This window comes from Streptomyces sp. CoH27 (assembly GCF_020181035.1).
GTDB lineage: Bacteria > Actinomycetota > Actinomycetes > Streptomycetales > Streptomycetaceae > Streptomyces > Streptomyces camelliae.
The window spans coordinates 3,007-22,355 of the sequence record NZ_JAIQYY010000004.1 but is presented as its reverse complement, the minus strand read 5'-3'; the positions used below and the strand labels follow the sequence as shown (position 1 = coordinate 22,355).

Sequence of the window (19,349 nt, the reverse complement as noted above, 5' to 3'; positions counted from 1 at the left end):
CGGCCAGGCCGGTCTCCACACATCGTCCACATGTGCAACTCGGCGGCCACAACGGCGAGTTGCACATGCGGCGGCATGGGCAAGATCCCACCGCGCGCCAGTGGGCGGCCGGGCACGCGGGCGCGCCGAGGGCGCTGGAACCGGCTGAGCCAGGGCTACACCGTGTCGGCCGCTGTGGTGTTCGGGGCCCTGGTTCCTGTGCTGCCGAACCGAATGCCCTTGGCCACATGCCCGTCACCGTCACCGGGATCGGCTTCTTTGACTTCGACCATGGCCAGACCGGCGTTGCACCCAATGCCATCGAACTGCACGCCGTCACCGACGTACAGTTCAGCGGCTCGGCGTTCGCCCGCACGCGCTGAACACGTACACCCTGCCGAACGCCCCAGACCGGTACGGCACGGTCCGGGGCGTTCGGCGGTGGCCTGCCTTCGTCGCTCGGAGTGTCTGACGGCGTGCCGGGATCCTTCCCGGGCGCGGGTCACGCAGCTGAGGCAGCACACTTCGTCCCCAGCGCCCGCAGCACAACCGACAGTCGGTGCAGTAAGCGACTCCAGCCGTCGGTGCTGAACGGAGAAACGGGCGGCACCTTCCGAGTCCGCGCCTTCATGTAACAGAGCACTGCCGCTAGCTTTCGTGACGTGGCGCGTGACGAGGCAAGGCACGTGGACGTAGTCCACCGTCCTGGCGACCCGCCGGGGTCGCCACTGCATGTGCGGGTGGGCGACGAGGTCGTCATCACCTTGCACGGATCACCCGCATACGGATGGACGCCTGTCGAGGTGGTCGCAGGTCCCTTGACGGTGATCACGGCGGAAACGGCCGACGGAACTGTACGGGCCACGGTCATGGCTGTGGGTGCCGGTGAGGCGGAGCTGCGGTCGACGTCGTCGTTTCGCGGGGACCGGTTCGGGCCGCAGACACTGCTGTGGCGGCTGCTGGTCGACATCGGGCCGTCGTAGGCGTACGACGCGCTACGGGACCACGGTGAGGGTCAGTCGCCAGGCCCGCGAGGGTGGACCGTGCGGGTCGGGTGTGTAGGTGCCGGCCGAGGTGAGAGTGGCGGTGCCCGGAGAAGCAGCGCGTGCGCCGGCGGACCGGGTGCCGCCGGGTGCCAGGTGGTCGTCGAACACGCTGACTGTTTTCGGCTGCGAGCTCGTGACCGGTGCCCAGCGGTAGTTGGGCGGCGGCTTGAGGGTGATGCGGATCGTCGTACCGACGTGGGCGCAGGTGGTGCGCAGAGGGTTGTCGGCAGGGGGGTAGAGGATCGTGACTGTGCCGCTCAGGCACCGGCGGGTGGTGGACCCGTCGGTGCCGGCTGACGGCGTACTGGCGGGCTCCGGGGTGAAGGGGCCGGACGATGCTGAGCCGCTGATGGCGGAGCCGGAGGCAGACGGCCCTGTGGGCTCCTTCTCGGTGGGTCCGGGCGCCCCGGTGCCGGACGCGCAGGCGGCGGCTGAAACAATGAGCGCGACAACGGCGAGCGAACAAGCTCCGGTACGGCGGTATCTCACGGTGCCCCCAAACGGAGTTGGGACAGGCCGACGGTGGGACGCAGCCGACGCGCGATCCGTTCCCCGGTCCGGCGGGCACTCACGCTCCCGTTACGGGCGACAACAGGGAAATCCCTTTGACGATACAGAGGAAACCCTGTGTTTTTACTGTGAGTTGACTGCACTCTGTAAATTCTCGGTTGCTTTGCGCCACGCAGGCTGCATCTCTCTTGTTGCGTGACATGTCCGGTGCAACCATCCCGGATTGCGAACACGCGCTCCATCGGCGTGAACGTCCTTCTCCTCCCCACATGCCGGTCGAACTCCGGCTGTCCGAAAGGATGTTCAGTGTCCCGATCCAGACGCAGACGCGGCCGCATAGCCGCGCTCACCGCTATCCTGACCGCAGTTCCCGCCCTCTGGCTCGCCGCTCCCGGGGCCCAGGCCGATCCCGCGCCCCACACCCCGGCGGCCCACCGCTCGGCCGACACCGGCCCCGCCGTCCGGCACGACACCTCCCAGACGCTGCGTGCCATGGCCGCACACGCGCACCACGGCCACGGCGGCAAGAAGGAACAGGGCGACGACCCCGGCGAGACGCGGCTGCCGCATCCGCCCGCGTCCCCCATCCCCGACCCGGTCGTCCAGTCCAGCCCCGGCGGCCCCTCCGCGCCCTCCACGGGAACGAACTTCGAGGGCATCGGCGCCGGCAACTACTCGATCACCGGTGTGCCGCCGGATCCGAACTCGGCCGTCGGCTCCAGCCAGATCGTCGAGACGGTCAACACCGCGTACGCGGTGTACTCCAAGAGCGGCGCCACGGTCCTCGCTCCGACCAACACCAGCACGCTGTGGTCCGGGTTCGGCGGCTCCTGCGAGACCACCAACGACGGCGACGCGGTCGTCCGCTGGGACACTCTGGCCAGCCGGTGGGTGGTGACGCAGTTCGCGAACGTCTCCTCGGCATCCGGCCCGTACTACGAGTGCGTGGCCGTCTCCACCAGCGCAGACGCGACGGGCACGTACAACCGCTACTCCTTCCAGTACGCCAACTTCCCCGACTACCCGAAGCTGTCGGTGTGGCCAGACGCGTACTACATCACGTACAACATGTTCACCCCCGCCGGCAGCTTCCTGAACGCCGAGGCGTGCGCGCTGAACCGGTCGGCCATGCTCACCGGCGCGAGCGCCACTCAGCAGTGCTTCACCACCTCCTCCTCCTACGGCGGCCTCCTCGGCGCCGACCTCGACGGCTCGACGGCCCCGCCGTCCGGCGAGCCCGAGCTGATGACGGGCCTGGGCACGACGAGTACGACGCTGGCGTACTGGAAGTTCCACACGGACTGGGCCACTCCGGCCAACTCGACCTTCACCGGGCCCTCGACGCTGACCGTGGCGTCGTACACCACCGCCTGTGGCAGCTCCGGCACCTGCATCCCGCAGAGCGGCACCAGTCAGCAACTGGACTCTCTTTCCGACCGATTGATGTTCCGACTGGCCTACCGCAACTTCGGCGACCACGAGTCACTGGTCGTCAACCATGCCGTCACGGCGGGAAGTTCAGTGGGCGTGCGCTGGTACGAGCTGCGTATGTCCGGCAGCAATCCGACGGTGTACCAGCAGGGGACGTACGCCCCCGACTCCGCCTACCGCTGGATGGGGTCGATCGCCGAGGACAAGGTCGGCAACATCGCCCTCGGCTACTCGCAGTCCTCCTCCTCGGTGCATCCGTCGATCCGCTACACCGGCCGTCTGGCCGGAGACACCCTCGGCTCGATGACACAGGGCGAGGTCACCGCGATCACCGGCGGCGGGTCGCAGACCAGCTACAGCCGCTGGGGCGACTACACCTCGATGGCGGTGGACCCGACGGACGACTGCACGTTCTGGTACACGAACGAGTACATCCCCGCCAACGGCAACTTCAACTGGCACACCAGGCTGGCTTCCTTCACCCTGCCCAACTGCGGCTCTACGGCGAGCAACGACTTCTCCGTCTCCGTCAGCCCGGCCTCGTCCAGCGTCGCCGCCGGCTCGTCGGCGAGCACCACGGTCTCCACGGCCGTCACCTCCGGCTCGGCGCAGTCCGTGAGCCTGTCCGCGTCCGGGCTGCCCAGCGGGGCGAACGCGAGCTTCAACCCGGCTTCGGTCACCGCGGGCGGCTCGTCCACGCTGACGGTGGCCACGTCCTCGTCGACGCCGACGGGCACGTACAACATCACCGTCACGGGAACGGGCGCCTCCGCCACCCACACCGCGACCTACGCGCTCACCGTCACCTCCGGCAGCGGTGGCGGCGGGATCACCAACGGCGGCTTCGAGACGGGCAGCCTGACCGGCTGGACGTCGTCGGGGACCACGTCAGTGGTCAACTCCGGTGCGCACAGCGGGACGTACGCGGTCCAGCTCGGCAGCACCTCGCCGACCAGCGGTGACTCCTCGATCGCCCAGACCTTCACCGCGCCGTCCGGGACCAGCAAGCTCGGCTTCTACTACAACGTGACCTGCCCGGACACCGTCACCTACGACTGGGCGACGGCCACGCTCAAGGACAACACCACCGGCACCACGACCACCGTGCTGGCCAAGACCTGCGTGTCGTCCTCCGGCTGGACCCAGAAGACCGCCTCCGTCACGGCCGGGCACAGCTACACGCTCACGCTCATCAACCACGACGACAACTACACAGGCGATCCCACCTACACCCTCTACGACGACGTGACCGTCTCCTGATCCACGGCGTCGTCCCCCGGGTGGGCCGTCGCCTGTGCGTCGTCGGCCCACCCCACCCCCACCCCCAGACGACAAGGGGTCTTTTCATGTCGCGCACTGCTGTCCGCAGATCCGTGGCGACCGCCACCACCGCCCTGCTCGCCCTGGGCGGACTTCTCCTCGCCTCGCATACCGCGCTGGCCGACGTGTCCAACGGCGGCTTCGAATCCGGCAGCTTGACCGGCTGGACCAGCACGGGTACGACGTCCGTGGTCAACTCCGGTGCCCACAGCGGAACGTACGCCGCCCGGGTCGGCGGCACCTCACCCACCAACGGCGACTCCTCGATCACCCAGACCTTCACCACCCCGGCAGGCGCCACCCAGCTGTCCTTCTGGTACGACGTGTCCTGCCCGGACACCGTCACCTACGACTGGGCCACCGCCACCCTGGCCGACACGACCGCCGGCACCACGACGACCGTACTGGCGAAGACATGCACCAGCGGCCAGGGCTGGCAGCAGGTCACCTCAGCCGTGACCGCGGGACACAGCTACAGGCTGACCTTGATCAGCCACGACGACAACTACGCGGGAGACCCGACCTACACCCTGTACGACGACGTCGCCTTCACCACCACGGCCCCGCCGCCCAGTGGTCTGACCCAGATCAGCACCGACCCGTTCACCAACACCTCCAGCCAGCACGCCACCGAGCTGGAGCCCGACACCTTCGCGTACGGCAACACGATCGTCGCCTCCTCACAGGTCGGCCGGTTCACCGACGGCGGCGCCTCCGACATCGGCTGGAACACCTCCACCGACGGCGGCACCACCTGGCAGCACGGCATGCTCCCCGGCATCACCACCTATCAGGGCGGCGGCAGTTGGGCCCGCGTCTCCGACCCTGCCGTCGCCTACGACGCCAAGCACGGCACCTGGCTGGTGGCCGGACTGGTCATCGACTCCAACGTCAACGGCGCCGGCGTCAGCGTCAGCCGCTCGGCCGACGGCCTCAGCTGGCAGAACCCGGTGATGGCGGTCGGCAACGACGGCCAGGGCTACGACAAGGAGTGGATCGTCTGCGACAACTCCACCTCCAGCCCGTACTACGGCACCTGCTACGTCGAGGTCGACATCACCTCCTCGGGCAATGCCGTGGTGATGAGCCACTCCACCGACGGTGGCGCGACCTGGTCGGCGCCAGCGGCACCATCCGGAGGCCCGAGCGGCCTGGGCGGCCAGCCCCTCGTCCAACCGAACGGCACCGTCGTCGTGCCCTACTCGGCCAACGGCAGCTCCGTCAACGCCTTCAACTCGACCAACGGCGGCTCCAGCTGGTCGACCAGCACCCTGATCGCCAACGTCTCCAGCCACGCTGTGGCCGGCAACCTGCGAGACGGTGAGGGTCTGCCGTCCGCCGAGATCGATGCCTCGGGCAAGATCTACGTCGCCTGGCAGGACTGCCGCTTCCGTACCGGCTGCCCGGCCAACGACATCGTCTACGCCACCTCCACCAACGGCACCAGTTGGTCGGCCGTGACCCGGGTCCCCATCGACGCCACCACCAGCGGCGTCGACCACTTCATCCCCGGCATCGGTGTCGACCACGCCACCGCCGGCACGACGGCGAAGATCGGCCTCTACTACTACTTCTACCCGAACGCCAACTGCACCGCTTCCACCTGCCAGCTGGAGGTCGGCTACATCTCCTCCGCCAACGGCGGCAGCACCTGGAGCAGCCCGGCCACGGTCGCCGGTCCCATGTCCCTGTCCCAGATCGCCAGCAGTACACAGGGCAGCATGGTCGGCGACTACCTCTCCACCTCCGTCACCAACGGCAAGGCGGTCTCCGTCTTCGCCGTCGGCAAGGCACCTGCGGGCGGGCAAGCCTTCGACGAGGCCCTCTACACCGCCGGCCCGCTCACCGTCACCGGCGGCAGCGCCGCCTCCACCACCCGGGGCGCCGCCACCGTCACCCACACCCCGCACACCACCAAGCCCCTGCCGACCCGGCACTGATCCAGGACGGCTCATGGTGCGCTCCGGTGGCAACGCTGGGGCGCATCATCTATATCCGGGTACAGGAACCGGGCGCCGAGGCTGAACGTCACAGAGGCAGGCGGCGAGGCGAGGAGGCAGTTGTGGCGCTGGAGCAGCGTAGACGAAGACTGGGGCACGCACGGCCGTGGTTCGGGGCCGCCCTGGTTGTCGTCGCCTGTCTTCTGACCGCATGCGGTAGCAGTGGTGGCGGCTCACGATCCGACTCGACGCCGCCGCGCCCTTCCGCCGACCCGCACACCACGACACCGTCGAGGAACGGTACCGGTACGACAGAGCCTCCGGCCTCGTCCCCCGCATCGTCGACAACAGCGCCTCCGGTGACTGCATCGCCGCCCCCGAGGGGCACCGCGACGGCCCCTGCTACGGCCACCCCGTCACCGCGCTGCATCGCCGGCGCCGCCACCGTCACCCATGCATCCGGAGACGCCTCCACCCAGAGCCTGTGCGTGCGGTCCGGTACGACGGTGACCGTCGTCCTGAAGCCGCGGGCCCAGGGCTCCTGGCCGCAGCCGCGCAGCAGCAACCCGATGCTGGCGCTGGTGACCTCCTCCGCCACCGACGGCCAGGGCGTCACCCGGGTCACAGTGCGGGCCGCCCGCATGGGCGCGGTGACCGTGACCTGGGGTCCCGCGAGCGCGCCGCTGTTCACACTGCGGCTGAGTGTGGCGGCCTATTCGGTGCAGTGACCCCGAACACCGGACGGGCGGTGCGTCCCCGGGAACGGGGTGCGCACCGGCCGTCGTCGTATGACGGGCGTTCGGGTCGTGATCAGTCCTTACGGCATTTGAGGCGCCGTACGTCGAAGGACCAGATGCCGCGTCCGTGGGTGGCGGCGTACAGCGTGCCGTCGGGGCCGAGGCGCAGCTGCATGACGGCCGTGGTGGGCAGGTCGTGGCCCAGGACGAGCCAGTTCGTGGCGCCGGCGGGGCGGTAGAAGGTGGCCAGGTCGGTGCCGAGGGCGAGGCCGCCGTTCGGCAGGAGCTTGACCGTGTCGGCGGGGACGTCGGGAAGGTTGGCGGAGATGTCCGTCCAGCTCGCGCCGCCGTCCCTGGACTCGAAGACGTGGCCGACGCCGGCGCCCGGGCCCTCGGTGAAGCGGCGGGAGAAGCCGTTGATCGCCACGTAGACGTGCTGGGCGTCGGCAGGGTCGATCTCGAAGCCGGAGACGTAGCGGTTCGGGATGGTGCCGTCGACCGGGAGGTTCAGCTGGTGCCAGCCGGTGCCGTCCGCGTTGCCGACGGCGATGCCGCGGGTGAAGCCCTGGTTGTTGCAGGGGCCGCACCAGCCGACGTACACCGTGCCGCCGGAGGACGCCACGGCCGTGGCCACGTGGCCCTCACCGAGGTCGAAGGCGTTGGTCCACTCCTTGCCCGAGCGGATGGCGTAGCCCTTGGTGTTCACCCACACGTGCCGGCCACCCGCGATCCAGGTGCTGCTGTTCTTGGCGTCGGCCGCGATCGGCGCGATGAAGCGGGCGCCCGCGCCGCCCTGGTCCTTGTCCGGCGGGGCGATCTCGTACTCGGTGGCCTTGGACGGGTCCGTCGACCAGGAACCGTCGTTCACGCCACAGTTCTGAGTGACCCACATGTCGAGGTACACGTACTCGGCGGCGATGTTGCAGCCGTTGGCGGGGTCGGCGATGGTGTCTCCGCCGTCACCGCCGAAGTTCGAGCCCATGACCTTGTCGTGGCCTCGCAGGATCGACTGGCCGTTGTCCTGCAGGCCTCCGGTCACCGAGACGCCGCCATTGGCAAGGTCCTTGCCGACGCCCACCGAGTAGTACTGGAGGGTGTCGAGGGTGCCATCGCTCAGGGACTGCCAGTCCTTGGCGTGGCCGCCGGAGTCGACCGCGCCGTTGAGCGGGCGCCGGTAGATGCCGCCGTCGTTGCCGACGTACGCCCAGGTCTTGCCCTTGTAGCTGCCGATCGCGACCGCGTGCTGGTCAGAGTGGGTCGTGGGCGAGCAGTCACCGGTCTGCTTGGCCGGGTCGATGCTCCAGCAGGGGAAGGGGAAGTTCCAGTACGGGCCCGGCACGGTCCAGCTCTGGCCGCCGTTCTTGGTCTCGAAGACCTCTTCCAGGCCGAGGTAGACGTGGTCGGCGTTTGCCGGGTCGACCTGGAGGAACTGGTTGTACCAGGCCTGGATTCCGGGCATGTAGCCCGCGCTCTGCAGGGCGGAGCCGGATGCCTTCAGCTTGGTGTAGTCCGCGATCAGCGTCCAGGGGCCGAACGGCGAGCCGTTCTTCGACACGTACACGCCCTTGAGCCCGCTGTCCGGGTTGGCGGCCATCTGCGCCGGCGACTGGTCGATGGCGTACAGGCGGGAGCCGTCGGCCGCCGCAGCGAACGTCATGTTGCCGACGTCGGTGCTGGTGGTGGGCAGGTCGCCCAGTCCGCTGACCGGCTTCCAGCTGCCGTCGTCCGCCTTCGCGTACAGGCCGTTGTAGGTGTCACCGCCGCGCCAGCCGACCGCGAGGAGCACCTTGGAGGGGTCCTTGGGGTCGACGGCGATGTCGTTGGCGATGTTCTTGTACGGCGCGCTCGGGTCGTCCGCCTTCGAACCGCCCGGCAGATAGTCCGGGTTGGGGGCGAACTCGTGCTGCCACGGCCCGGACAGAGTGGTCGTGGAGTGCGACCAGACGCCAGTGCTGGTCGCCGCCCACACCTTGGTGCCGGCGAAGCGGAGCGCGTGGATGACCGTGGACTCCAGCTCGGCGCCGCCCACCCGGTCACCGGGCTGGAACTGCCCGTGGCGCGGGTCCTTCAGGAGGTACACGCCCGTGCCGACGAAGGACGTGGCCCCGGTGTTGGACTCGCCCGTGGCGTACCAGAGCCGCTTCTGGCCGTCCAAGGCCAGAGTGCCCGTCGACAGGGACGGCAGCTTGTCGGAGATCGGCTTCCAGTGCCCGCCGCCGGTCGTCGACCGGAAGACACCGCCGTTGGCGCCGCCCGCGTACACATAGCCCTGGTCGTCGGCGGCGATGCCGGTGATCCGGCCGGTCACATCGCCCGCGCCGCCACTGGAGTTGGAGTTCACATCGCGGTAGCGGGGGTCGTCGGAGTTGTACGCCTTCTTGGTGACGTGGTCCCAGCCACCGGCCGTGTGCCGCATGGACTGAAGCTGCTGCCAGGCAGCCCCGTAGGCGCCGGGTGCGACCACGCCGGGCGCGGTGCGGGCCTCGGTGAACTGGGCGGTCGACTCGGCCGAGTTCTCCGCCTCGTCTGCGCCGCCGTCGTCGCCCTCCGCGGCGAACGGGGTCAGGCCATGGCCCGCGTTCACCGCCTTGATGTGCTGCCGGCCCATCGCCGCCTGGTGGCGCGCCTGCCAGGGCCGGGGTCTGGTGTCGGTGGACGCCGCGAACGCCTGGGTGCTCACCAGTCCGAACGCGGCGGCTACGACGGTGCAGGTCATGAACCGTCGTTGGTGCCTCGGGGGCAACATGCCCTCTCCTCCCTGCGCCGGGCATATGGGGGTGCCCCGGCACAGAGGGGATCTTGGCGTGACCACAACAGCCACACATAGGGCTCACGGGAAAAAATGGCGCGGTGTTTACCTTCTGGCTCGCATGGACGCGAACTTCCCGATAATGGCCGCTATTTGAGGTGAATCAGCGGACGCTGGCGAGGGCGAGGCTCGGTGATGCCGTGGCACGGGCCCTCATCGCCCGGCAACCACGATGGTCACATCGTAGAGGGAGAGGCATGCGACCGGCGCTCGGGACAGGGCGGTGCCAAGGAGCACTGTGAGTCCCCTCGGACACCCGGCCGCAGGGCCGTTGGCCGCCACCTTCCTCGACCTCCCGGCCGGCAGCCCTGGCGGCAGCGTCGAACTCTTCCTCGACCTCTACATTGGCGACAAGCCCCTCATCCCCTCACGGGCCTTCATGCTGACCCCCACCATTCCCGGACACCGCCTCCCCACCGGGCTCGACCTGCTGGCGGTGGCCGGGAAGTGCCTGGAGGGTCCCGCCTTCAGTCGCTACGTCGCAGCCCTGCACCAGGCCCTCCACCAGCACCCGCGCCCACGGTGCCACCGGGGTCCTCGACCCCAAAGAGCCGGACGTGCCGATGCGGCCCGACACTGTCTTCGACGCCGCCAGCCTCACCAAGATCCTCGCCGTGTGGTCCTCCATCGGCGCCCGCTGGGAGGAAGGCAAGCTCGACCTCGACGCTCCGCTCGGTACCTTCTGGCCCGAGGTCGATGGGCACCCGCTCGATGCAGTGACTGCCCGTCAACTGGTGGCCCACACCGCTGGCGTACCGCTCCGCGCCCAGCTCAAGAACCTCTACGGCACCGATCCCCAGGACGTCCGCGACGGGGTCCTTCACGAGGCCCTGCACCGCCCGCCAGGCGAGGCCGTCGAGTACACCGACCGCGCCGCCCTCATCCTCGGATACCTCGCTGAGCACCTTTCCGGTCAGCACCTCGACCAGCTCGCCACAGAGCGGACCTGGCAGCCACTGGGCATGGACTCCACCCGGTTCGGACCACTGCCCGCCGAGATCGCCGCACGGTGCGCACCGACCGAACTCGACCAGAACACCGACACTCACCTCAAGGGCACCGCCCACGACTTCTCCGCCCGGCTCCTGGGTGGAGTGTGTGGCATCGCCGGCGCCTTCATCACCCTCGACGACCTCGCCGTCTTCCTGCGCTACACGCTGGACGCCTCGACCGGCCTGGGGCGAGCCGGATTCGGCCCGGCCTGGACCAGGCAGTCGCTGAGCGTCCAGACCGGCACCCTGATCCTGTACGCGGCCTGTTCTGGCACCCCGCCCCTGGCACGCACCTCGCCGACGGCATCTGGGTCCACTACGGCTTCACCGGCACCGGCATGTGGATCTCGCCCCAGCAAGGACGGTGGGCAGTACTGCTGGCCAACAAGCTCTACTACACCCGCGACCGCCAGCCCCTGACCGACGTCCGCAACGCCTTCCGCGCGCTTGCGTTCGCCTTAAGCAATGGGACCTCATGTGGTGCTGTTGACCGGCTACGACGACGAGGCGGACACCGCTCCCTACGACCGGGGTACCGGCTCGGGAGCCTTCCGCGTCCGGAACAGCTGGGGAACCGGCTGGGGGTCCAGGGCTACGGCCTCCTTCCCTGCGCCTTCCTCGAACAGAAGCTCACTGGCGAGAACTGGATTGTCGTGGAAGGGGACTGGCAGAAACAGTGAGTGCGGCTCGTCCGGAAAGCTCTCTTTTTCGGCCCGCGTCTGCGAAAGAAAGCAGTCAGTACGGGTCTTCGCGTCGCTTAGCCGCGAAGAGCCAGCGGGGATAATAACCAGTGAACCTAACACCCCCGAGAGGAAGGTTTGTTGACTTTGCGGAGGTTCCTGGCGACCACCGCCCGATGGGCGGCACCTACCGTTGTCCTCGCCCAGGTCTGCCTGGTATGGACCGGCGTGTTCAGCCTCGGCGAGGCGGTGGCAGTCGGACTGTTACTCGAACTCCTCCTGGCCGGGATCGTGATCACCGAATTCACCCTTGCCACGCGGGCCTACAAGACCTCCCGGAGCCGGGGGGCCGACGGGCAGGAGGCCCTCAACCAGGCGCTATCCACCGTGCTGCCTGCCCCTGCGGCCAAGGCGATGGGGATGGAATTCGGCCTTTTCCGCGCTCTTTGGCGCTGGATCCGCCGCAAGTCGGACACACCGGAAAGCCACCAGATCCTGACCTACGGCTCGGAAATCAAGCCAATCATGTGGGCAATGGTGCTTCTCGTGCCTCTGGAGATCCTCGCCGTCGAGTTCCTCGTACCCTGGTCCGTGGTGCGCATCATCCTGCTGGCGCTCTCCATCTACGGAACCCTCTGGGTGCTCGGCTTCATCGCGGCACTGTCCATCCGCCCGCACAGCGTCGGCGACGGCAAAATGGTGCTGCGATTCGCCCACTTTGTGCAGATCGCGATCCCGCTTGACCTCGTGGAATCGGTCCGCACGACCCAGCACAGCGGCTATCGCAGGGCCGTCCAGATCAACGACGGCATCCTGGCGATGCCAATCGGTGACTCCACCACCCTGAGCGTCAAGCTGCGCGAGCCGTACTCTGTGGCGCCCAAGCCCGGGAAGCCGTTCCAGGAGGTGCGAGAGGTCCGCTTCGCCGCGGACAACACTCGTGAAGCCGTCCGCATCCTCACGGCGAACATCGTCGCCGACTGATCCGGTTGTCGACCCTCGACGGTCATGGTCGCCGAGGACACATCCAGGGCACATGAGCCTGGGAAACGGCGTTGACCCGTGAGACTACCGAGGAGAGTTTCCGCAGGTCAACGCACATTTCACCGAGAAACCCCAGGTCAGCGCCCCGCCGCCCCCATTCGCTGCACGAGTGGGAGGACTTCCACGTCGCCTGTCCGGGCGGGGAGAAGCATGCCAAGCCGAGCCAGCCCGGGACAGTCTGAACGAGCAGGATCGTTGACATGGCCGCCAAACTTACGACTACGACGGTGGCGGCTACGCGATAGCGCGGTCCGTTGGGCAGCCCTGCCCAGGACCGAGTGGCGGTTGGTCAGGACCAGGAGAGGATCGCCGGTGATGCGGCGGCCGCGGCCATGGACCAGGCCCGGCGCGACGGCCACTGAGCCTGCAGCCGGTGCCACTCACTTACGCGCGTGCGACCTCAGTTCTGGCATCGGCATCCCGACGCCGTCTTGGCTTCGCCGACGGTCACAGCAGGGTCGGCTGAGGTCTCGACCGAAGTGCAGCAGGCGTTGACTCCACAGCAGGCATCGGCCGACTCGGCACCCTCGGAAGAGGTACCGACCGTCATCGGCTTGGTGGCCCGGACGATCGCCGAGTGCATTCCGTCCGCGACCGTATGGGTCGGGGTGATCTCGATGTCCGTGAACCCGGCGGCTTCCAGCCCTGCGCGGTATTCGGCGAAGGAGAGAGCGCCGGCGATGCAACCGACGTAGTCACCGCGCTCGGCACGCTGGTCGGGGCTGAGTGAGTCGTCGGCAACGACGTCCGAGACGCCGATACGCCCACCTGGCTTCAGAACACGGAAGGTCTCCGCGAACACGGCGGACTTGTCGACGGACAGGTTGATCACGCAGTTCGAGATCACCACGTCCATGGTGTTTGCGGGCAGCGGGATGGACTCGATGGTGCCCTTCAGGAACTCGACGTTCGTCGCGCCGGCCTTCTCGGCGTTGGCAAGGGCCAGGGCCAGCATCTCGTCGGTCATGTCCACCCCGTACGCCTTGCCGGTGGGGCCGACGCGTCGGGCCGAGAGCAGGACGTCGATGCCGCCGCCGGAGCCGAGGTCGAGGACGCGCTCACCCTCCCGCAGCTCTGCGACGGCGGTCGGGTTGCCGCAACCGAGGGAGGCGGCCACGGCCTCGGCAGGCAGTGCGTCGCGCTCGTCGGCGGCGTACAGCGTCGAACCGAAGTTCTCGTCGACCTCGACCGGCTCCGGCCCGCAACAGGCGGCGCCGCCCTCGGTGACCTTCACGGCTGCGGCGGCGTAGCGCTGTCGGACGGTTTCACGCAGGTCAGTGGACTGCTCGGTCATGACTCACTCCCAGGTGACGGGGCATGGCGGTACCCCGGAACGGCCTGTATTGACGTTCATTGATGCAACCTTGCGCCTTGAATCGAAAAACGTCAACATAGAGACATGTCGAAACAAGAGCTTGAGGTGATCGGGCAGGGCACCGCCTGCTGCGCAGGGCTGTCCGCAGCACCGCTGAACGAGGACCAGGCGGCCGAGCTGGCGAAGGTGTTCAAGGCCCTGGGCGACCCCGTCCGGCTCCGGCTGATGTCGATGATCGCCTCGCGTGGCGAGGGCGGCGAGGTCTGCGTGTGCGAGCTGACGCCGGCCTTCGAGCTGTCCCAGCCGACGATCTCCCACCACCTCAAGCTGCTCCGGCAGGCCGGGCTCATCGACTGCGAACGACGCGGGACCTGGGTGTACTACTGGGTGCTGCCCGGTGTCCTGGACCGGCTCGCCGCCTTCCTGACCGCGCCGCAGACCGTCGGAGCCACCGCGTGACCGCGCCTCTGGGCCGACGTGTCGCCGCAGAAGCCATCGGGACCGGGCTGCTGGTCGCGGTCGTCGTCGGCTCCGGGATCCAGGCCACCGAGTTGTCGCACGACGTGGGCGTGCAGTTGCTCGCCAACTCCCTCGCCACCGTCTTCGGCCTGGGCGTGCTGATCGCCCTGCTCGGGCCGGTCTCCGGCGCGCACTTCAACCCGGCCGTCACCCTCGCCGCCTGGTTCACCGGCCGCCGCAAAGCCGACGGCCTCACCCTGCGAGACGTGGCCGCGTACGTGCCCGCACAGATCGCCGGGGCCATTGGCGGGGCGATCCTGGCCGACGCGATGTTCGCCAAGCCGCTGGTCCAGTGGTCCACGCACGACCGGTCCGCCTCTCACCTGCGGCTCGGCGAGGTGGTCGCCACGGCCGGGCTGATCTTGCTCATCTTCGGACTCGAACGCATCGGCAACGCCTCTCTCGCACCGGTGGCCGTGGCCTCGTACATCGGGTCCGCCTACTGGTTCACCTCCTCCACCTCCTTCGCGAACCCGGCAGTGACCATCGGCCGGGCCTTCACCGACACCTTCGCCGGCATCGCCCCCGCCTCCGTCGCCCCGTTCATCGCTGCCCAACTGGCCGGAGTCGCGCTCGGGGTGGGCGCCGTCATCGCTGTGTACGGCCGTCCCGCCACCGCCGGGGATGAGGTCGTGGTCCCACACGGCGAACCAGAACTCGCCTCCTCCTGATCCACTCCGCTCTCCCGAAAGACGCCTGCCATGAACACCCCCGCCCCGCGCCCCTCGGTCCTGTTCGTCTGCGTCCACAACGCCGGCCGCTCCCAGATGGGCGCCGCCTTCCTCACCCACCTGGGCGGTGACCAGGTCGAGGTTCGCTCGGCCGGCTCCGCCCCTGCCGACGCGGTCAACCCTGCCGTCGTCCAGGCAATGGCGGAGGTCGGCATCGACATCTCCGCCGAGACGCCCAAGGCCCTCACCACCAAGGCGGTGCAATCCTCGGACGTGGTGATCACGATGGGCTGCGGGGACGCCTGCCCCGTCTACCCCGGCAAGCGGTACCTGGACTGGCAGCTGGACGACCCAGCCGGGCAGGGTGTCGACGCAGTCCGGCTGATCCGGGACGCCATCGAACAGCGGGTCCGCGACCTATTGGCCGACCTCGGCATCCCTGCGGCGGTTTGACCACATCGAGCCAGGCCGACGGGAGTGCCACCGCGCTACCGACCTGTCGTGTTGCTCGTAGGGCGGAAACCTGCCGCTCAGTGGCGTCCCATGCGCGAGCGATGCGTGCGCGCTACCCAGCCCACGCCGCACCGACACCCCTATATAGAACCGAAAGAGTGGCCACGGGCAAGGGGAGTCCTCTGGGAATTTTCTGGGACTTCCAGATATCGCCTGTAACGCCCACACGGCACATAATGCGCACATACCTCCGCGAAGACAACCCCGATCGTACCCGCGCCCTTGCCCCAACCGCAGGCGACAGAGCCACCGGCGCACAGCGGCCGCGTACTGCTCGCACAGCGCGGCGTACTCCTTCGTGCGCAGGATGAGTGCGGGCAGGCCGAGGTCGACGTCGTCCCACGGGACCATGGGGAGATGTCGTACGAGCCCTGACCAGCGTCACGGACAGGCAGGCGGATCCATGGTCCAGGAACCCCGGCCGGTGCACGATCCACGAGGCGCTGTCGACGACCGGGCTGGGCGCGTCACCCCGCCGCGTGAAGTCGCATACGGGAGCGAGATCGAAGCCGCGGCCGGCAAGCGAGCTCAAGCCACCTGTGAGTGATGCCGATGCCCTGCATATGCATGCGTGGTGATTCAGTGAACGAATAAATGAAGAGCGCGTTCGAATTCACGAACACGCCATGTTCTTCACGGAATGCATTGCGCGGATTGGGGTGGGGAGGTCCGTTCTCACAGTCGGATAGGGGGCGAATATGAGGCAATGAAACGGGCGATTAACTGACGCGTAGCGGCCGGGAATCCTCATCCCGGTCCACTCCTGGGCACTGCCTTTCACGCACAGCGTCAGGAGGGGCCATGTCCTTGTTCGCCAGGGCGTCCTGGCCGGGAGACCATCGCGACGAGATAGTGGCCGGTGCCCTGGTCGCCGCGGTGATCGTCGTACTCGGGTACGCGTCCGGCATCGGCGCTCCCGCACCCACGACCTTAGACACAGCAGCACCGCCGGCAGCACCGGCCCCGTCGGCCTCCGCCGACCCGTCACAGGGGACGGCGTCCGGGGATCCCGGCAACCCCGGCGGCGACAGGGGCGCCGATTCATCAGGTTATTCCTGGGCCGGAGGCGGCGGTCCCGGAAGTCCGATCGCAAGCGACACGTCGTCTGGCGACGGGCACGGCGGGCAAGACGCAGGCGGCGGAAGCGGAGGCTGGATGCCGACGCCCGGCCCCTCCGATTCGGCGTCGCGTTCCCCCTCACCGAAGCCTTCCCCCAGCCCTTCTCCAACGCCGTCGGACGGCTGCCAGAAGGGCGAGGTGCACCTGGTCCAGCCGCTGCTGAAGGGCACACTCACCTCGCTGACCGACCTACTGGATGGCCTGCTCGGGCCGGACGCCTCTGGAGGCACCGCTTTCCCGGCGCCCTCTCCCTCCTCGTCACCGTCGAGCACCGACCTCTCGCCGCTGTGCGTAGACGTTGCACCGTCACCCTCGGTACTGCCGGAGGTGCTCCGGTGAGACACCATGCTGTGCGCCTGTGGACCACCGCGCTGGCCGCTGCTGTGGCCTTGCTGCTGTTTGCTCCAGCCGCTTCTGCTCACACCGAGCTGGTGTCCTCCTCGCCCAAGGACGGCACCCGGCTCACGCACACACCGGCCACGGTACGGCTGACCTTCAGCGAACCGGTCGACCTGCCCGGCGTCCGCGTCACCGCAGGTGGCAATCGGCTCGCTCTGTCCCGTCCGGACCACGGTGATCGTCGGGACAATGGTGTCGAGGTCTCCGTTCCCAGGATGGACGGGCAGGACCGGCTCGCCTTGGTTTGGCAGGTGCGAGACATGGAGGACGGTCATCCGGCCTCCGGGACGCTCTTCTTCCCCCTCACCGCGAAGACGAAGGTTGCCTCCCCCTCTGATGACGCCGCGGCCGCACCCACGCCTTCTGACAGCGTGCGCAAGGCTTGGGCGGCCGCCCGCTGGGCCGGATACCTCGCCCTCGCCCTCTACGTCGGTGGTCTCGTCTTCCTCGCACTTCTCTGGCCACAGGGTGCCCAAGACCGCCGTACCCGCCGCATCCTCACGCTGGCCTGGGCGGGTGGGCTCGCGGCAAGCCTGGTCACACCGGGACTGCAGGGTGCGTATGGTGCGATGGGCACTCTCGGCGACGCGTACCGCCTGACCACGTATCGGGACCTGCTGGGCACGGAGGTCGGCATCGTGGCCGCCTGCCGGGTGCTGATGTGGGTGCTCGCCGCCATCGTGCTCGCCGCGTTGCTCCAGGGCGGTGAGCGGGCCGCCCGCTCACCGGGCTGGCGGGTCGGCGCCCTCGCCGTCACGCTCGGGCTGCTGCGTACGGCCGGCATGGCGGGCCACAACGCCGAAGGCACGCATCCCGGGTGGGGCGCGGTGGCCGACCTGGTGCACCTGCTCGGCGTGTCCGTGTGGCTGGGCGGGCTGACCCTGCTGCTCCTCGGGGTGTTGGCCAGGCGCCGCCCGGAGGAGCTGTCGGCCGTCGTCTCCGGCTACTCCACGCTGGCCGGCGTGTCCGTGGCGGCGATCGCGGTGGCCGGCGCGGTTCTGGCCTGGCAGGTCGTCGGCTCGTTCGGGGCCCTGTTCCACACCGGCTACGGCCATCTGCTGCTGCTCAAACTCGCCGTCCTGGCCGCGGTGTTGCTCATCGCTCAGGGCAGTCGGAGCTGGGTGCGCACCCGGCTCGACATCGCCGTACTGCTGCGCGGTGACCGCGCCACCGTACGGCCCTTCGTCTACTCGGTCGCGGCCGAGACGGGGCTCGTCCTCGTCGTCCTCGCCGCGACGAGTCTGCTGGTCACGTCCGCCCCCGGCCGCTGACCAGCCCTCTCTGCCCCACCCCCCTCACCTGACAAGGAGAGACGCACGATCATGCGTACCGACGACACCACCGCACCTCCGCCACGCCACCGGCAATCCCGGGCCGGCAACCGGGTACTGCTGGCCACCGGCGTGGGCGCCGGCCTCTCAGCCGTCGCCTGTCTGAGCCTTCTCCAGGCATCCAGCGGCGCCGCCGCTCCGGCCACCGCCGCTCCGGCAGCCGAGGCCTACTCCATCGCCCAGGCGCAGCCGGCTGCGGCACAGACCAAGGCGGCCGACTACACCATCAAGATCACGAACTACAAGTTCGCCCAGCAGGCCCTGACCATCAAGGCCGGCCAGACCGTGAAGTGGATCAACGAGGACTCCGCTCCGCACACGGTCACCACCACCAGCGGCCCCGCCACGTTCGACTCCGGCACCCTGAACAAGGGCGACAGCTGGTCGTACACCTTCACCAAGCCCGGCACGTACAAGTACTACTGCGCCGTCCACCCCGACATGACCGCCTCCATCACCGTCGTCGCTGACAGCGGCGGCGGTACGGGCGGTTCGACCGGCGGTTCCGGTGGTTCGACCGGCGGCTCCACGGGCGGTTCGACCGGCGGCTCCCCCGGTGGGTCCACGGGCGGCTCCACCGGGGGCAGCACGGGCGGATCGAACTCCGGCGGCTCCAGCGGCGGCTCGCACGGCGGCAGCAGCGGCTCGGGCGGTACGAGCGGAGGCAGCGGGGACGGCGGCAGCGAGCAGTGCGTCAGCATCCAGCAGGTCCTGCTGCCGATCCTCCAGCACATCAACAAGGCTCACCTGGAGGAGTCCCCGGGCCAGCAGGTCCAGGACGCGCTCAACCTCGACAGCTACATCAAGATGCACACCGTCTGGGTGGAGTCCATCCTCACCCCGGCCGTGAACGGCGCCGGCTCCGTCGGCGACGACACCCTCACGGTGCTTCTCCAGCACATCAACTCCGCGCACCTGGACGAGTCCCTGGGCCAGCAGATCTCGGACATCCTCAACCCCGACGCCTACGTCAAGATGCACACCGTCTGGGCCG

The 19,349-nt window shown here is 68.8% G+C and carries 13 protein-coding genes and 2 pseudogenes; 12 read left to right on the top strand and 3 right to left on the bottom strand.

The features are described 5' to 3' along the window. The first annotated feature begins 227 nt into the window (after positions 1-227). Positions 228-362 (top strand): hypothetical protein, encoded by a 135-nt coding sequence (locus LE548_RS45350; RefSeq protein ID WP_263635822.1) that lies wholly within the window; start codon positions 228-230, stop codon positions 360-362. A gap of 612 nt (positions 363-974) precedes the next feature. Here the strand turns inward: LE548_RS45350 and LE548_RS07125 are convergent. Continuing rightward, positions 975-1,514 carry a hypothetical protein gene (locus tag LE548_RS07125; protein WP_225095803.1) on the bottom strand — a complete coding sequence of 180 codons (540 nt, stop codon included), beginning with the start codon at positions 1,512-1,514 and terminating at the stop codon, positions 975-977. A 327-nt stretch (positions 1,515-1,841) separates the two neighbouring features. On the opposite strand from LE548_RS07125, the gene LE548_RS07120 reads away from it, so the two are divergent. The 3 genes from LE548_RS07120 (at position 1,842) to LE548_RS07110 (ending at position 6,954) form a co-directional block, all read left to right on the top strand. Next, positions 1,842-4,226: a hypothetical protein gene (locus tag LE548_RS07120; RefSeq protein ID WP_225095802.1), complete on the top strand. Its 2,385-nt coding sequence runs from the start codon at positions 1,842-1,844 to the stop codon at positions 4,224-4,226. 86 nt (positions 4,227-4,312) lie between these two features. Beyond that, positions 4,313-6,226, top strand: coding sequence for an exo-alpha-sialidase (locus LE548_RS07115; RefSeq protein ID WP_225095801.1), 1,914 nt, complete (start codon positions 4,313-4,315; stop codon positions 6,224-6,226). A gap of 359 nt (positions 6,227-6,585) precedes the next feature. Further along, positions 6,586-6,954: an acetyl-CoA synthetase gene (locus LE548_RS07110; protein WP_225095800.1), complete on the top strand. Its 369-nt coding sequence runs from the start codon at positions 6,586-6,588 to the stop codon at positions 6,952-6,954. A gap of 82 nt (positions 6,955-7,036) precedes the next feature. Here the strand turns inward: LE548_RS07110 and LE548_RS07105 are convergent, their stop codons facing one another. Then, positions 7,037-9,709, bottom strand: a complete 2,673-nt coding sequence (locus LE548_RS07105) for a glycosyl hydrolase (protein ID WP_225095799.1) — start codon at positions 9,707-9,709, stop codon at positions 7,037-7,039. Between the two features lie 301 nt (positions 9,710-10,010). Between LE548_RS07105 and LE548_RS07100 the strand changes: the two are divergent. The 3 genes and pseudogenes from LE548_RS07100 to LE548_RS07090 all read left to right on the top strand — a co-directional run. Beyond that, positions 10,011-10,274: pseudogene (locus LE548_RS07100) on the top strand (glycosyltransferase); the annotation flags it as partial. After that, a pseudogene (locus LE548_RS07095) lies at positions 10,210-11,219 on the top strand (serine hydrolase domain-containing protein); the annotation flags it as partial. The pseudogenes LE548_RS07100 and LE548_RS07095, both read left to right, overlap by 65 nt. Before the next feature lie 453 nt (positions 11,220-11,672). Further along, positions 11,673-12,428, top strand: coding sequence for a hypothetical protein (locus LE548_RS07090; protein WP_225095798.1), 756 nt, complete (start codon positions 11,673-11,675; stop codon positions 12,426-12,428). A 460-nt stretch (positions 12,429-12,888) separates the two neighbouring features. Here the strand turns inward: LE548_RS07090 and arsM are convergent, their stop codons facing one another. Beyond that, a complete protein-coding gene (arsM, locus tag LE548_RS07085; protein ID WP_225095797.1) occupies positions 12,889-13,782 on the bottom strand; it encodes an arsenite methyltransferase in 894 nt (297 codons plus the stop codon). 105 nt (positions 13,783-13,887) lie between these two features. Here arsM and LE548_RS07080 point away from each other — a divergent pair, with 105 nt between their 5' ends. From LE548_RS07080 to LE548_RS07060, 5 genes are all read left to right on the top strand, one after another. Beyond that, positions 13,888-14,262, top strand: a complete 375-nt coding sequence (locus LE548_RS07080) for a helix-turn-helix transcriptional regulator (RefSeq protein ID WP_225095796.1) — start codon at positions 13,888-13,890, stop codon at positions 14,260-14,262. After that, a complete protein-coding gene (locus tag LE548_RS07075; RefSeq protein WP_225095795.1) occupies positions 14,259-14,993 on the top strand; it encodes an MIP/aquaporin family protein in 735 nt (244 codons plus the stop codon). Before LE548_RS07080 ends, LE548_RS07075 begins: the two co-directional genes overlap by 4 nt. 30 nt (positions 14,994-15,023) lie before the next feature. Further along, positions 15,024-15,446: an arsenate reductase ArsC gene (locus tag LE548_RS07070; RefSeq protein ID WP_225095794.1), complete on the top strand. Its 423-nt coding sequence runs from the start codon at positions 15,024-15,026 to the stop codon at positions 15,444-15,446. Positions 15,447-16,960: 1,514 nt separating this feature from the next. Beyond that, positions 16,961-18,295: a CopD family protein gene (locus LE548_RS07065; protein WP_225095793.1), complete on the top strand. Its 1,335-nt coding sequence runs from the start codon at positions 16,961-16,963 to the stop codon at positions 18,293-18,295. A 51-nt stretch (positions 18,296-18,346) separates the two neighbouring features. Continuing rightward, a partial coding sequence (locus LE548_RS07060; RefSeq protein ID WP_225095792.1) for a plastocyanin/azurin family copper-binding protein occupies positions 18,347-19,349 on the top strand: 1,003 nt, incomplete at its 3' end.